Genomic DNA, 14,069 nt, shown 5'->3' with positions numbered 1-14,069 from the left:
CCATCGAGGGCGGCTCCGGCGCCTTGCGATCGCACGCACCAGACGCCGCCGGGCCCGCCCTTCGGGCGGACGACGGGAATTTGACGACAGGACCTAGAGGGCGACGCCCAACAAGGCGTCCACGGCCCGCGATACGACACCGGGGGCGCCGATGTCGGTTCCGCCCTGCTCCTGCTGCGCCGCGACCCAGCGGTCGACCGCGGCGAGCGCGGCCGGGGCGTCCAGGTCGTTGGCGAGGGCGTCGCGGATCTCCTCGACGAGCGCTTCGGCGGGCGGCCCGTCGGGCCGGGACACCGCGGCCCGCCAGCGGCCGAGGCGGTCGACGGCGTCCTCGAGTACCTGGTCGGTCCACTCCCAGTCGGCCCGGTAGTGGTGGGCGAGGAGGGCGAGCCGGATGGCGACCGGGTCGACGCCGTCGCGCCGCAACTGCGACACGAAGACCAGGTTCCCCTTGGACTTGGACATCTTCTCGCCGTGCAGGGCGACCATGCCGGCGTGGACGTAGGCCTTGGCCATGGGGAACTCGCCGGTCAGCACCTGGGCGTGCGAGGCGCCCATCTCGTGGTGCGGGAAGGCGAGGTCGGAGCCACCGCCCTGGACGTCGAAGCCCATGCCGAGGTGGTCGAGGGCGATGGCGACGCACTCGATGTGCCAGCCGGGCCTGCCGCGCCCGAGCGAACCGCCGTCCCAGCTGGGCTCTCCGGGCCGTGCGGCCATCCAGAGCATCGGGTCGAGCGGGTTCTTCTTGCCGGGCCGGTCGGGGTCGCCGCCGCGCTCCGCGGACAGCAGCCGCATGGCGGCGGCGTCGAGGTTCGAGACCTTGCCGAAGTTCGGGTCGGACTCGACGGAGAAGTAGATGTCCCCGTCGAGTTCGTACGCGGCGCCGGCGTCCCGCAGCCGCTCCACGAGCGGCACGATCCCGGGTATCGCCTCCACCGCGCCGATGTAGTGCTTCGGCGGCAGCATGCGCAGGGCGGTCATGTCCTCGCGGAAGAGCGCGGTCTCCTTCTCGGCGAGGGCGACCCAGTCGATGGCGTCGCGCTCGGCCCGCTCCAGGAGCGGATCGTCGACGTCGGTCACGTTCTGGACGTAGTGAACCTGCCGCTTGGTGTCGAGCCACACGCGCTGAACCAGGTCGAACGCGTTGTAGGTCGCCGCGTGACCCATGTGGGTCGCGTCGTACGGCGTGATGCCGCAGACGTAGATACGGGCGACGGGACCGGGGTCGAGGGTGACCAGACCGCCGGTCGCGGTGTCGTGGATCCTCAGGCCGCGGCCCTGACCAGGCAGGGCGGGGACCTCAGAAGCGGGCCAGGCATACATGTCATGAGCGTAACCGGACGGATGTTCCGTACACGAACCGGACCGGTGCGGATGGCCGGTAAGGCGTTCTTGCGCGATACCGGCCATTGTGCTCCTACACGGGGGGCCACGGAATGGCCGGCCACTCCCCGCTCGGCTCCGGATGCTTCCCCGCCGCCAGCAGCGCCTCGACACGCGCGCGCATGGCCGCCACTTCCGCGGCGGTGATCAGCCCGGCCAGGCGTACGGCCAGCGCACCGCCCTCCTTCAGCCCCTCCCGCAGGGAGCCGAGCACCTCGACGGCCTCCACCGTCAGCGGCTCCCCCGCCCAGCCCCACAGCAGCGTCCGGAGCTTGTTCTCGACGTTGAAGGTGACGCCGTGGTCGATGCCGTACAGCCGGCCGTCCTCGGTGGGCAGCAGGTGCCCGCCCTTGCGGTCGGCGTTGTTGATCACGGCGTCCAGGACGGCGAGCCGCCGCAACCGCTCGTCGTCGGCGTGCACGAGCAGGGCGGTCTTCCCCTCGCCGACCTCGGCGAGGCCGATCGCCTTCCAGCCGGGCTCGGGCTCCTCGCCGTCGACCAGGGCGAGCAGCTCGGCCTCGGGTGTCACGTCGATCCACAGCTGGACCATGCCCTCGCCGTACGGCCCGTCCCGCAGCACGGTCGGCGGTACGAGCCCCCAGCCGGTCGCCTCGGAGACCTCGTACGCGGCGACCTCGCGCTGCGCGAGCGTCCCGTCGGGAAAGTCCCACAGCGGCCGCTCACCGGCGACCGGCTTGTACACGCAGGACGCCTCCTGCCCCTCGTACGCGACCGTGCAGAAGAGCGCCGCGTTGGACGCCTCGCGGATGCGGCCGCGCACGGTCAGCTCCCCCTCGGCGAGCAGTTCCACCGAGGTCACGCTCCGCGGCGGTATCCGTTCTGGCGCGGACATACATGTCCTTCCGGGTCGAGCGGGAGGCTGCACAGCGGACATGGCGGCCGCCCGGCGTTGACGACGTCCAGTGCGCGCTTGGCGAAGGCCCTCGCCTGGGCGCCGGTCAGCCGGACCCGCAGCATCGGGGGCCCGTTCTCCTCGTCCTGGAGCAGCCGTTCCTCGGCCTCGGCGAGGTCCTCCTCGGAGTCCGCGTCGAGCTCCACGAGGGCCTGCGCCTCGACGATCATGCGCTGCTCCTCACCGTCCCAGGCGAGCGCCATGGTGCCGACGCGGAACTCCTCCTCGATGGGGGTCTCCAGCGGGGCGGTGTCGGAGATCTCGGTGGGCGCCACGGCCGGGACGGCGGCACTCCCGCCACTGCGCCGGACGACCTCGTCGAGCAGCTCGTCCATGCGCTCGGCAAGGGCGGCGACCTGGGTCTTCTCCAGGGCCACGCTGGTCACCCGGGAGCCTGCGGTGGCCTGGAGGAAGAACGTACGGCGTCCGGGCAGCCCGACCGTACCGGCCACGAAACGGTCCGGGGGGTCGTAGAGGAACACCTGACGGGACACGTCCTGTCTCCATTGGAATCGTGGGTACGGCGACATGGTGGATACGGCGACATCCTGAGTACGGCGCTGCTTCGACCGCTGCTTCACCCTACTGCGCCCGACGATCACGGTGCGCCCGCGCCGCCCCCGACCGTCGCGTCGCCGGCCGGTGGTTCCTCGCGCGGGGCGAGGGACGCGAAATCACCGGTGTCCCCGAGGCGGACGAGGAACGGCCTCAGGCGTGTGTAGCGGATCGCGGTGATGGAACACGGTTCTACGGAAATCCTCTGGAAGAGGTCGAGATGAAGACCGAGTGCGTCCGCGACGAGGGACTTGATGATGTCGCCGTGCGAGCACATCAGGTACACGGCGTCGGCGCCGTGATCGCGCTCCACGCGCGCGTTCCACTCGCGTACGGCCTCGGCGGCCCGGGTCTGCATCGCCCGCATCGACTCCCCGCCGGGGAACGCGGCCGCCGACGGGTGCGCCTGGACGACCTCCATCAGCGGCTCGTCCATGAGCTCGGCGAGCTTGCGGCCGGACCAGTCGCCGTAGTGGCACTCCCCGATCCGTTCGTCGGTGTGCGCGGTGAGTCCGGGCCGGGCGTCGAGCAGCGGCCGGACGGTCTCCTGGCAGCGCTGCAGGGGGCTCGCGACGACCTCGGAGATCGGCAGCTCGGCGAGCCGGCCGGGCAGGGCGGCGGCCTGCGCGGCCCCGCGCTCGTCGAGGGCGACACCGGGCGTCCACCCGGCGAGCAGTCCCTCGGTGTTGGCGGTGGAACGTCCGTGCCGGACCAGGATCAGCGTGGGCATGCGGCCCAGCGTAGGCGTAGGACGGGGTGCGCTCGGGGGCGGGCGGCGGGAGAATACGCTCCGTGATCGTCGACTGCGGTATCTACCGCGACGGGCGCCGGACGGAAGGGCCTCAGGACTTCTCCGACGCCCTGGACCTGTGCCGTCTGCAGGACGACGCGTTCGTCTGGATCGGCCTGTACGAGCCCACGGAGAAGGAGTTCGACAAGGTCACCGAGGAGTTCGGGCTGCACGCGCTGGCCGTGGAGGACGCCCTGAAGGCGCACCAGCGGCCCAAGCTGGAGGTGTACGACGACTCGCTGTTCATGGTCCTCAAACCGGTCGGGTACGAGCCGAAGAGCGACATCGTCTCCTCCGGCGAGGTCATGGTCTTCATCGGCGACTCGTTCGTGGTGACCGTCCGGCACGGCGAGGAGTCGCCGCTGAGCGCCGTACGGCGCCGTCTGGAGCACGAGCCCGAGATGCTCCGGCACGGCCCCACGGCGGTGCTCTACACGATCGCCGACGCCGTGGTCGACCACTACGTCGACGTGGCCGACGAGTTGGGCACCGACCTGGAGGAGCTGGAGGCGGACGTGTTCTCGCCGACCGGCGGCGGCTCCCGGGACACGGCGTCGCGCATCTACGCCTTCAAGCGGCAGATCCTGGAGTTCAGGAGGGCCACCGGTCCGCTGGCCCAGCCGCTGACCCGGCTCGCGGGCACGAGCCTGTTCGAGGTGCGCGTGCCCTTCGTGCACGAGAAGGCGCAGCCCTTCTTCCGCGATGTGAACGACCACCTCACGCGCGTGAACGAGGCGGTGGAGGGCCTGGACCGGCTGGTCTCCGACATCCTCGCGGCGCATCTGGCGCAGATGAGCGTCCGGCAGAACGACGACGTGCGGAAGATCTCCGCGTGGGCGGCCATGGCCGCGATCCCCACGATGGTCGCGGGGATCTACGGCATGAACTTCGAGCACATGCCGGAGCTGCGCTGGGCCTGGTCGTATCCGCTGCTGATCGCGGGCATGGCCGCCGTCGAGGTGCTGCTGTACCGGCTGTTCAAGAGCCGGGGCTGGTTGTAGGGACCAGGACCGTCCCGTGGTTACGGCGTCAGGCGAACTCGGGCGCCGAGGTGGCGGGTCCGCCCAGGGCGTCGCGACGTTCCGGCATCCTCAGGGACACCATGCGCCGCCAGCCCGCGAGCCGCTCCCAGGCGTACACGGCGTGGATGCCCGCGGCGAGGACGGCCGCCTTCGGCCGGGGCCAGCCGAGGATGCGGCCCATGTGGTCCATGACCGCGAGGCTGACGTCCCGGTAGATGCGGATCTCGGCGAGCGCGCACTCGCGCAGCGTCCGCTGGATGGCCCGGCCGTGGCCCTGGGCCGCGAAGCGCAGGAGTTCCTCGTGGCAGTAGGCGAGGTGGTTGTCCTCGTCCTTGGAGATCATCCTGACGGCGCGGCCGAGGTCGGGGTGGTCGGCGAAGTGCTTGCGCAGCAGGTCCATCTGCTCCGAGGCGCGCTGTTCGGTGACCCGGCTGTGCGACAGGTAGGTGACGATGTCCTGGACGGTGAGCTGTTCGTCTCTCTTGAGCTTGTCGTGCGCGAGGCCGATGCCGTGGTTCTCCAGCAGCATCGTGTAGTCGGTCTCGGGCGGGACGGGGACGGGTTCGAGGCCGCGCTTCTTCAGCAGGGCGTTGAAGATCCGGCCGTGCTTGTCCTCGTCCGCGCCGTGCCGGGTGATCTTGGGCGCCAGGGAGCGTTCGCTCTCCGGGACGAGCGCGGCGATGCGGGCGTTCTCCCAGCCGCCCTGGGACTCGCCGCTGGCGGCGATCGAGCAGAACAGGCGGAAGGACTCGTCGTTGTCGAGGATCTCCTGGAACAGGCTCTTGGCCGAAAGCATCGTTGGCACCTCTCTGCAGACGCAGGACTCCGCAGGACTCAGTAGGACTCAGCCGGGCTCAGCAGGACTCCGCGGTATTCCGCAAAGAACGAGTCAAAGGGGCTGAGAGAGGTGCCGCAACAGTAATGACGGACAACTCCGCCAAAAGAATGACCATCAGGGTCACGACGGGGGCGTAACCGCGTGGGCACGCGCGCGTTGTTCTGCGTGACGGCCGTGGCGGGGAAGACCCCCGAGCCCCCACCACGGCCGCAGAAAAATCCCGTTCGTGCATCCTGCCAAAGTCACGCCAGTCCGGCGCGCTCCAGGGCCTCGGTGCCGGCGCGGAGCGAGGCGATCCGCTCGTCGAGCGTGAAGCCCGCGGGAGCGAGGCTGAGGGTGGTGACCCCGGCCGCCGCGTACTCCTTCATCCGGTCCGCGATGCGGTCCACGGAGCCGAGCAGCGTCGTCTGGTCGATCAGCTCGTGCGGGATGGCAGCCGCGGCGCCCTGCTTGTCGCCGGACAGGTACTTCTCCTGGACCTCGGCGGCCGCGGCCTCGAAGCCCATGCGCTGTGCGAGCTGGTTGTAGAAGTTCTGCTTGGCGCTGCCCATGCCGCCGACGTACAGCGCGGTGTAGGGGCGGAAGGTGTCGGCGAGCGTGGCCACGTCCTTGTCCTCGCCGACGGCGAGCGGCAGCGTCGGGCAGACGTCGAACCCGTCGAGGGTCTTGCCGGCCTTCTCGCGTCCCGCGCGCAGGTGGCGGATCGTGGTCTCCTCGAGGTGCTCGGCGGAGGGGAAGATCACGAGGGCGCCGTCGGCGATCTCACCGGTCTGCTCGAGGTTCTTCGGGCCGATGGCGGCGATGTACAGCGGGATGTGCTCGCGCTGCGGGTGCACGGTGAGCTTGATCGGCTTGCCGGGGCCGCCGGGCAGGGGCAGCGTCCAGTGCTGCCCCTCGTACGTCAGGCGCTCACGCGTCATCGCCTTCCTGACGATCTCGACGTACTCACGCGTGCGTGCCAGCGGCTTGTCGAACTTGACGCCGTACCACCCCTCGGAGACCTGGGGACCCGAGACGCCGAGGCCGAGGCGGAAGCGGCCGCCGGAGAGCGAGTCCAGGGTGGCGGCCGTCATCGCGGTCATCGCCGGCTGGCGGGCCGGGATCTGGAAGATGGCGGAGCCGACGTCGATGCGCTCGGTCTGGGCGGCGACCCAGGAGAGCACGGTGGCCGCGTCCGAGCCGTACGCCTCGGCGGCCCAGCACACGGCGTATCCCAGCCGGTCGGCCTCCTGGGCGACGGCGAGATTGTCCGCGTCCATTCCGGCACCCCAGTAGCCGAGGTTGATCCCGAGCTGCATGGCGGATTCCCCTTACCGATCAGTAACGTCCCTTGTGGGCCCGACCATAGCGCGGGGGACCCGCCACCGGGAGGCCGGTGTGGCGGGCATCGCCCGGGCGGCCGTCAGAGGGGCCGGAGACCGTCGTGAAAACTGCTCATCCACAGGCCCCCACATGGCAGGTTCTGGCCAGTAATCTCGGCGTTCATGGAGCAGAGGCATCTCGGCCGCACCGGCCTGCGCGTGTCCCGGATCGGGCTCGGCACCCTCACCTGGGGCAGGGACACCGACGAGCACGACGCCGCGGACCTCCTGAAGACGTTCTGGGAGGCGGGCGGCACCCTCGTCGACACGGCCGACGTGTACGGCGACGGGGAGGCCGAGTATCTGCTCGGCCGGCTGATGGAAGGGCTGGTCCCGCGCCGGGACCTGGTCATCTCGACGAAGGCGGGCAGCGTGCCCGACCCGGACCGCCGCTTCGACGGCTCGCGCGGCCATCTGCTCTCCGCGCTGGACGCCTCGCTGACCCGGCTCGGCACGGACTACGTCGACGTGTGGCACATCCACGCCTACGACCCGTACACCCCGCTGGAGGAGACCCTCCAGGCCCTGGACCTGGCGGTCAGCAGCGGCCGCGCCCGCTATGCCGGTGTCTCCAACTTCTGCGGCTGGCAGCTCGCCAAGGCCGCGACGTGGCAGCTGGCGGCGCCCGGCATTCGCACCCGGCTGGCGAGCACGCAGCTGGAGTACTCGCTGCTGCAACGGGGCGTCGAGCGGGAGGTGCTGCCGGCGGCGCTGGACCTGGGCATCGGTCTGCTGCCGTCCTCGCCGCTCGGGCGGGGCGTGCTGACGGGCAAGTACCGGGACACGACGCCACCGGACTCACGCGGCGCCTCGGAACACCTCGCGCCCTTCGTCGCCCCCTACCTCGACGACACGGCGAGCCGCATCGTGGACGCGGTGCAGACGGCGGCCGACGGGCTGGCCGTGACCCCGCTCCAGGTCGCCCTCGCCTGGGTCCGCGACCGGCCCGGCGTGACCGCACCGGTCATAGGCGCGCGCAACTCACAGCAGCTCACGGCGGCGTTGTCAGTGGAGGCCCTTAGTCTTCCTGACGAGATCTGCCGGGCGCTCGACGACGTGTCAGCGCCCGTGCACCGCTACCCCGATCACGACTGGAGCACGCTGTGACCACGGAGCCGCCCGAGACCACGGAGAACGAGGAGCCGGGGGTGCCGGGGGGCACGTCGCAGGACGCGGCACCGGCGGCCGAGGACGCCGCGGGAAGCGGAGGGGGCGACAGGGAGAGTGCGTCCCGGGCCTCCTCGGGTGAGAGCGGCGACGGCGACGCCTCGGCCCAGAAGTCGGAGGCCGAGGCCGAGCTCGCCGCTCAGCGAGTCGAGCGGGAGCGGATCGAGCGGCGGAAGGCCGAGAAGCAGGGGCCCGTCGAGAGCGGGGCCAAGCTCAGCGGGAAGGCAGCGGATCTGCTGGCCGCCGTACGGGCCGTGGAGAGCGGCGCGAAGCCGGTCGCCACGGTCTTCCGTGAGCCGGAGCCGCCGCGCCGCCCCGCGAGCGAGCCGGTACGCCGGCCACAGTCGGCGGCGGCCGACGCACCCGCGGGCCCCGCACCGGAGACCGTCGAGTCCGTACGGCGCGTACTGACCGAGGGCGGCGCCCCGGAGGCCCTCGCCCCGCAGGCCGCCGCCGTGCTCGGCGAGGGCGCGGGCGACCAGCTGCGGGCTGACCCCTGGCAGTTGCTGCGCGTCGGCGGCGTACGGCCGGAGCAGGCCGACGGGTTCGCGCGGGCCCTGCTGGGCGCGAAGTGCGGACCGGACGACGAGCGGCGGGGCCGGGCGGTCACCGTCTGGCTGCTGGAGCAGGCTGCCCTGGCCGGGCACACGGCCCTGGAGATGCCGACGCTCATCGCGGCGCTGGCCAGGCAGGAGGTGCCGGATGCCGATACGGCCGTGCAGAACACCTTGGCCGAGGGCGACGCCCTGGCCTTCCAGGACGCACTCGACGAACCCGGCGCCCCGGCCAGGCAGGACGACGAGGCGGCGGAGGACGAGGAGCGGCCCGTACGCGTGCTGGTCGGCCTGGAGCGGTACGCCCTCGCGGAGGAGAGCCTCGCCGACGGACTGGCCCGCCTGATCAACTCGGCGCCGAAGCACGACGGTTCGGCCGAGGAGTGGGAGCGGGCCGCGGCCGCGGCGGGCTCCGCCGCCGAACTGGTCCGCGCGGTCTTCGCACACGGCCTGGTCCTCCACACCGGCGGCGAGGCGTCCCTGGCCGAACCGGCGGCCCTGCTGCGCACGGCGCGGGCCCTCGGCCTGCGGGCCTGGGCGGCCACCCACAGCGCTCCGGGCCGAGAGCGCTTCGCGGCACTGCTGAGCGGGGGCGACCGGCCCGGCGGTGCCACTGCGGCCGTCTCCTCCACCGGCGCCGCCCCACCCGAGGTGTCCGGCGTCGTCACCGTGGCCGGTCTGTTCTCCGGTGCCGAGGGGCCCGGGCGGGACGTGGACGGGGCGCTCGATCTGGATCTGCTTGTCGTGCTCGACGCGCCTCAGTTGGGCGTCGAGACGGCGGCGCTGCTCACGGAGTCACTGCCGGACGGGGCCCGGCTGGTGCTGGCCGGGGATCCGGCGGTGCTGTGGTCGGCGGGGCCCGGGCGGGTGTTCGCCGATCTGCTGGCGGCACGGATCTGCCCGCAGATCGCCTCGCGGCGGCCGGATCCCGGCCCGCTGGGCGAGCTGGTGTCCGGTATCGGCATCGGCGAGCTGAACCAGGTCGAGGCCCCCGGCAAGGAGCTCGTGATCGTGCCCGTGCGGGATGCGGGCGAGGCCCTGCACCGCACGGTGCAGCTCGTCGTGGACTCGGTGCCGCGCGCGATCGGCGTCCCCGCCGAGCAGACCCAGGTGATCACCCCGGGCCACGGCGGCGCGGTCGGCACCCGCGCCCTCAACGCCGCGCTCAAGGAACGGCTCAACCCCGGCCCGGGCCGCTTCGGCGGCTTCGACCCCGGTGACCGCGTCGCCTACTCCCCCGCACCGGGCCGTACGGTGCCGGGCCAGGTGGTGAAGGCCGACGCCGAGGGCCTGCACCTGTCCTGCGCGGGCGAGCCCGTGGTCGTACCGAAGGAACGGGTGGAGCAGTCCGTACGCCACGGCTGGGCGCTGACCGCACACCAGGCGGTGGGCACCCGCTGGCCGGCGGTGGTCGTGGTCCTGCCGGGAGACGCGGCCCAGGCCCTGAGCCGCCCCTGGGTCTACACGGCTTTCAGCCGCGCGGAGCGCCACCTCTCCGTGGTCCACGGCGTGGAGCAGGCCCTGCCCCACGCCGTCGCCGAGGTCCCCGCGAAGCCCCGCACCACCCGCCTCCCCGTCCTGCTCAGAACGCAGGTGTCGGCACTGGCCTGACCGAGACACACACCACGACGGCGGCGGCCACGGAGATTCTCCGTGGCCGCCGCCGTCGAAAAGGCCGCGCTACCGATCCGCGTCCAGTGGCTCCAGGTCCTCGTCCTCGTCCTCGTCCTCGTCCAGGTCGGTGTCGAGTTCGTCCTCGAGATCGTCGTCGTCGATCTCGTCATCGAACACCGCGCTGACGTCGAACCGGCAGACCACCCGCTGTGGATCGACCCCGTCGAAGGGCGACTCCAGCCACTCCCCCGGCTCCGTCGACTCGTCCGCGGCGGTCACCCAGAGCGTGGAGTCGCCCTCCTCCAGACCGAACTCCTTGTGCCGGGAGGCGATCTCGTCCGGTTCGAACTCGCCGAACAGGATGCCCAGAGCCCCGTGCACCGTGCCGGCGGCCTCCGCGCCCTCGTCGTCGTCCGCCGCCTCGACCCGCTGGGCCTGCGCCAGCAGCCGCTGTGGCTCCACCACGGAGTAGTCGCGGCGGATCAGCACGCTCAGCGCGTTCGGTTCCTCGGGGCCCGTGTACGGCGGCAGCGCGTCCTCCGCACCGGGGATCTCGAAGGGAGTGACCTCGTCATAGCGGTCGTAGAGCAGCTCGTCGTAGACCTCGGCGGCCGCGGCCAACTGGTTGAACGCCTCGTAGACGGCCGGGTCGTCCTCACCCGACCGGCGTTCGACCGCGGCCAGGTGACGGTCGAGCGCGGTCTTGACCGCCTCGGCGGCGGCGCGTACCTCGGCAGCGGTGGGCTGCACAGCATCAGACATAGTGCAGACGCTATCCGTACCGGGCCCCAGCCCGCACAATAGATGCGATGCCCGAATACGAATTTGTCGACGTGTACGTACCTCGCGGGGTCTCCCGCAAGGACGCGACACGCCTGCTGACGGACAATGCCGAGTACGGACACTGGGAGTTGGACCGCCTGAGCCTGCTGCGCGACGGGAGCCGCAAGGTGCGGCTGCGCCGCAGGATCATCCGCCAGGTGCGGGCCACGTGGTGAGCTGAGGCGACAGGAAGACAGACAGGTACAGCGGGAGAAGGAAGCACGGAACGGAGCGGGCCCCGCCACGGCGGGGCCCGCTCCGTTCGTGCCGGAGAGCGTGCCCTACGCCGATGCGCGTGCCTTGCGGTACAGCACGGCGCCCGCGAGCAGCGCTCCCGCGCCGACCGGCAGGGTCAGGCCCAGTGGCAGGTCACTGCCGGTCTGGGCGAGCTCCGCGCGACCCTGGGGCTGGGTGACGTCCTGGGTGCCCGGGTGGTTGCCGTTCGAGGAGCCACCGCCCGGCGTGACGCCGCCCGATCCGGGCGGCGTGCTCGGGGTGCCGGGCTGGTTCGGCTCTTCCGGGTTCCCAGGGTTCCCCGGGTTGCCCGGGTTCCCGGGGTTACCCGGCTCCTCGGGGTCACCCGGGTTTCCGGGGTTGCCCGGGTTACCGGGATTGCCCGGCTCCTCCGGCGACTCGGGCGGGTTCTGGTGACCTCCGCCACCGCCGTTGTTGCCGCAGTCGTTGCCCTCGACGGAATTGCCGATGCCGATGACGTCGACGCTGTTGCCGCACACGTTGACCGGCACATGGACCGGCGCCTGGACATGGTTGCCGGAGCCGACGCCGGGCGAGTCACTGGCGTGCCCGTCGGCCGACGCCCCTCCGCCGCCATGGTTGCCGCCGCCATGGTTGCCGCCGCCCTTGTTGGTGCAGCTGTTGCCGACCGCCGGGTTGAGGATCCCGATGACGTTGACGGTGTTGCCGCAGACGTTGACCGGTGCGTGCACCGGCGCCTGCACCGTGTTGCCCGACAGCACGCCGGGCGAGTTCGAGGCGGCGCCGTTCGCGCCCGCGCCGGTGGCGTGGGCGGTGCCGCCGGCGGCGGCGATGACGCCGGTCGCGGCCGCCACGGTCAGCAGGCCCTTGCGGGTGACCTGTCGCATTGCTGATTCCCTGCCTTCGACCTTGTTCCGAGAAAGCGGCGCCGGAATTGGCCCGACGCCGCCGAAAGGCCGGTCGGCCCCGGAGCGCATGGCACGCGCTCCGGGGCCGACGGGCTCAGCCCCTTTCATGGGGCGAGGCACAACGTCACTTGTTGATGCAAACGTTGCCGAAGGCGGGGTTCAGCACGCCGACGACCGAGATCGTGTTGCCGCAGACGTTCACCGGAACGTGAACCGGCGCCTGAACGACGTTGCCGGACAGGATGCCGGGCGAGTGCACGGCGGCACCCTGGGCACCAGCGTCGGCGACAGCGAGGCCCGCGCCCGCGAGAACCAGCCCACCGGTGGCAGCCGCAGCGGCGACGACCTTCTTGATCATTATTCCTCCTTGTTGGCAATGCGATCACAAGTAGCTGATCGCATCACCTGTAACGAGGAGGAACTAATAGGGCTACGACCTTATGAGCGCGTTCACTCTCCCCAGCCACGCCCCGTACGTCCGGTCGAATTCTGAAGTGTCGTTTCAGTGGGCCAATTCAGGACGCATCGATGAACCGGTCGAGGACCCGCACCCCGAATTGCAGCCCGTCCACCGGTACGCGCTCGTCGACGCCGTGGAACATGCCCGCGAAGTCCAGCTCCGGCGGCAGCTTCAGCGGCGCGAAGCCGAAGCCCCGGATGCCCAGGTCGTCGAAGGACTTGGCGTCGGTCCCGCCGGAGAGCATGTAGGGGATCGCCTTGGCCGCCGGGTCCTCGGCGACCAGCGCGGACTGCATCGCCGCGACGAGCGCCCCGTCGAAGCCCGTCTCGACGGCCTTGTCGGCGTGCACGTCCTCGCGCCGCACGTTCGGCCCGAGGATCTTGTCGATGTCGGCGAGGAACTCCTCCTCGAAGCCGGGCAGGAAACGGCCGTCGACGTGCGCGGTGGCCTCGCCGGGGATGACGTTGACCTTGTAGCCGGCGTTCAGCTGGGTCGGGTTGGCCGTGTTGCTCAGGGTCGCGCCGATGAGCTTGGCGATGCCGCCGAGCTTGGCGAGGGTGCCCTCCATGTTCTCCGGGTCGAGTTCGGTGCCGAGGGCGTCGCCGAGCTCTTCGAGGAAGGCCCGGGTGGTCTTGGTGACCCGCACCGGGAACCTGTGCCGGCCCAGCCGCGCGACGGCTTCCGACAGCTCGGTGATCGCGTTGTCGCGGTGGATCATCGACCCGTGCCCGGCCGTACCGGCCACGGTCAGCTTCATCCAGTGCATGCCCTTCTCGGCCGTCTGGATCAGATAGAGCCGCCGCTGCTCGCTCACGGTGAACGAGAACCCGCCCACCTCGCTGATCGCCTCGGTGACGCCCTCGAAGAGGTCGGGGTGCTTGTCGACGAGGAACCGGGCGCCGTACTTGCCGCCGGCCTCCTCGTCGGCGAGGAACGCGAGCACGATGTCCCGCGGCGGCTTGCGTCCGCTGCGCAGCCGGTCGCGTACGACCGCCAGGGTCATCGCGTCCATGTCCTTCATGTCGACGGCCCCGCGCCCCCACACGCACCCGTCCGTGACCTCGCCGGAGAAGGGGTGGTGGGTCCAGTCGTCGGCGTTGGCCGGTACGACGTCGGTGTGCCCGTGGATGAGCAGCGCGGGCCGGGAGGGGTCCGCCCCCTCGATCCGCGCCACGGTGGAGGCGCGGCCCGGGTGCGACTCGAAGATCTTCGGTTCGAGGCCCACCTCGGCGAGCTTCTCGGCGACGTACTCGGCCGCTTTGCGCTCACCGGGCCCCGAGTGGTCGCCGTAGTTGCTGGTGTCGATCCGGATCAGCTCGCGGCAGAGGTCCACGACCTCGTCCTCGCCGGTGACGCCCCTGGCCGTGTCCGTCTGGCTCACGCTGCTTCCTCCCGCACTGTCACTGCTGGTGGTTCCCCTCATCCTCCCCCTCGGCACGGTCCCGCCCAAGGGCGGCCGCAGCCCG

The 14,069-nt window shown here is 71.5% G+C and carries 14 protein-coding genes; 4 read left to right on the top strand and 10 right to left on the bottom strand.

The window, feature by feature from the left end; all coding sequences use genetic code 11:
* Positions 1-93 precede the first annotated feature (93 nt).
* From mshC to IF78_RS0136455, 4 genes are all read right to left on the bottom strand, one after another.
* On the bottom strand, positions 94-1,323 hold the full coding sequence (gene mshC / locus IF78_RS0136470) for a cysteine--1-D-myo-inosityl 2-amino-2-deoxy-alpha-D-glucopyranoside ligase (RefSeq protein WP_031487014.1): 1,230 nt from the start codon (positions 1,321-1,323) through the stop codon (positions 94-96).
* A gap of 94 nt (positions 1,324-1,417) precedes the next feature.
* Positions 1,418-2,236: an SCO1664 family protein gene (locus IF78_RS0136465; protein ID WP_051828453.1), complete on the bottom strand. Its 819-nt coding sequence runs from the start codon at positions 2,234-2,236 to the stop codon at positions 1,418-1,420.
* Positions 2,200-2,790 carry a DUF3090 domain-containing protein gene (locus IF78_RS0136460; protein WP_031487012.1) on the bottom strand — a complete coding sequence of 197 codons (591 nt, stop codon included), beginning with the start codon at positions 2,788-2,790 and terminating at the stop codon, positions 2,200-2,202. Before IF78_RS0136460 ends, IF78_RS0136465 begins: the two co-directional genes overlap by 37 nt.
* A 104-nt stretch (positions 2,791-2,894) precedes the next feature.
* Complete coding sequence (locus IF78_RS0136455) at positions 2,895-3,581, bottom strand: histidine phosphatase family protein (protein ID WP_031487011.1); 687 nt, start codon at positions 3,579-3,581, stop codon at positions 2,895-2,897.
* A 62-nt stretch (positions 3,582-3,643) separates the two neighbouring features.
* On the opposite strand from IF78_RS0136455, the gene IF78_RS0136450 reads away from it, so the two are divergent.
* Positions 3,644-4,642, top strand: a complete 999-nt coding sequence (locus IF78_RS0136450) for a magnesium and cobalt transport protein CorA (protein ID WP_031487010.1) — start codon at positions 3,644-3,646, stop codon at positions 4,640-4,642.
* A 28-nt stretch (positions 4,643-4,670) separates the two neighbouring features.
* Here IF78_RS0136450 and IF78_RS0136445 read toward each other — a convergent pair whose 3' ends face one another.
* Complete coding sequence (locus IF78_RS0136445) at positions 4,671-5,459, bottom strand: hypothetical protein (RefSeq protein ID WP_031487009.1); 789 nt, start codon at positions 5,457-5,459, stop codon at positions 4,671-4,673.
* Between the two features lie 284 nt (positions 5,460-5,743).
* Positions 5,744-6,799 (bottom strand): LLM class F420-dependent oxidoreductase, encoded by a 1,056-nt coding sequence (locus tag IF78_RS0136440; protein ID WP_031487008.1) that lies wholly within the window; start codon positions 6,797-6,799, stop codon positions 5,744-5,746.
* A gap of 186 nt (positions 6,800-6,985) precedes the next feature.
* Here IF78_RS0136440 and IF78_RS0136435 point away from each other — a divergent pair, with 186 nt between their 5' ends.
* Together IF78_RS0136435 and IF78_RS0136430 are read left to right on the top strand one after the other, a co-directional pair.
* Positions 6,986-7,969, top strand: a complete 984-nt coding sequence (locus tag IF78_RS0136435) for an aldo/keto reductase (protein ID WP_031487007.1) — start codon at positions 6,986-6,988, stop codon at positions 7,967-7,969.
* Positions 7,966-10,194 carry a helix-hairpin-helix domain-containing protein gene (locus IF78_RS0136430; RefSeq protein WP_031487006.1) on the top strand — a complete coding sequence of 743 codons (2,229 nt, stop codon included), beginning with the start codon at positions 7,966-7,968 and terminating at the stop codon, positions 10,192-10,194. Before IF78_RS0136435 ends, IF78_RS0136430 begins: the two co-directional genes overlap by 4 nt.
* 69 nt (positions 10,195-10,263) lie before the next feature.
* Here IF78_RS0136430 and IF78_RS0136425 read toward each other — a convergent pair whose 3' ends face one another.
* Complete coding sequence (locus IF78_RS0136425) at positions 10,264-10,959, bottom strand: hypothetical protein (protein WP_031487005.1); 696 nt, start codon at positions 10,957-10,959, stop codon at positions 10,264-10,266.
* 47 nt (positions 10,960-11,006) lie between these two features.
* On the opposite strand from IF78_RS0136425, the gene IF78_RS0136420 reads away from it, so the two are divergent.
* Entirely contained in the window at positions 11,007-11,195 is a 189-nt protein-coding gene (locus tag IF78_RS0136420; protein WP_031487004.1) for a DUF5703 family protein, read from the top strand.
* Between the two features lie 105 nt (positions 11,196-11,300).
* Here IF78_RS0136420 and IF78_RS0136415 read toward each other — a convergent pair whose 3' ends face one another.
* The 3 genes from IF78_RS0136415 to IF78_RS0136405 form a co-directional block, all read right to left on the bottom strand.
* A complete protein-coding gene (locus IF78_RS0136415; RefSeq protein WP_031487003.1) occupies positions 11,301-12,122 on the bottom strand; it encodes a chaplin in 822 nt (273 codons plus the stop codon).
* 145 nt (positions 12,123-12,267) lie between these two features.
* Positions 12,268-12,501 (bottom strand): chaplin ChpH, encoded by a 234-nt coding sequence (gene chpH / locus IF78_RS0136410; protein WP_031487002.1) that lies wholly within the window; start codon positions 12,499-12,501, stop codon positions 12,268-12,270.
* A gap of 157 nt (positions 12,502-12,658) precedes the next feature.
* On the bottom strand, positions 12,659-13,984 hold the full coding sequence (locus IF78_RS0136405) for a M20/M25/M40 family metallo-hydrolase (protein WP_031487001.1): 1,326 nt from the start codon (positions 13,982-13,984) through the stop codon (positions 12,659-12,661).
* Positions 13,985-14,069 lie beyond the last annotated feature (85 nt).

Source organism: Streptomyces bicolor (assembly GCF_000719285.1).
GTDB classification, from domain to species: domain Bacteria; phylum Actinomycetota; class Actinomycetes; order Streptomycetales; family Streptomycetaceae; genus Streptomyces; species Streptomyces bicolor.
The sequence above is the reverse complement of the archived record's forward strand: the minus strand, read 5'-3'. Positions and strand labels throughout refer to the sequence as shown.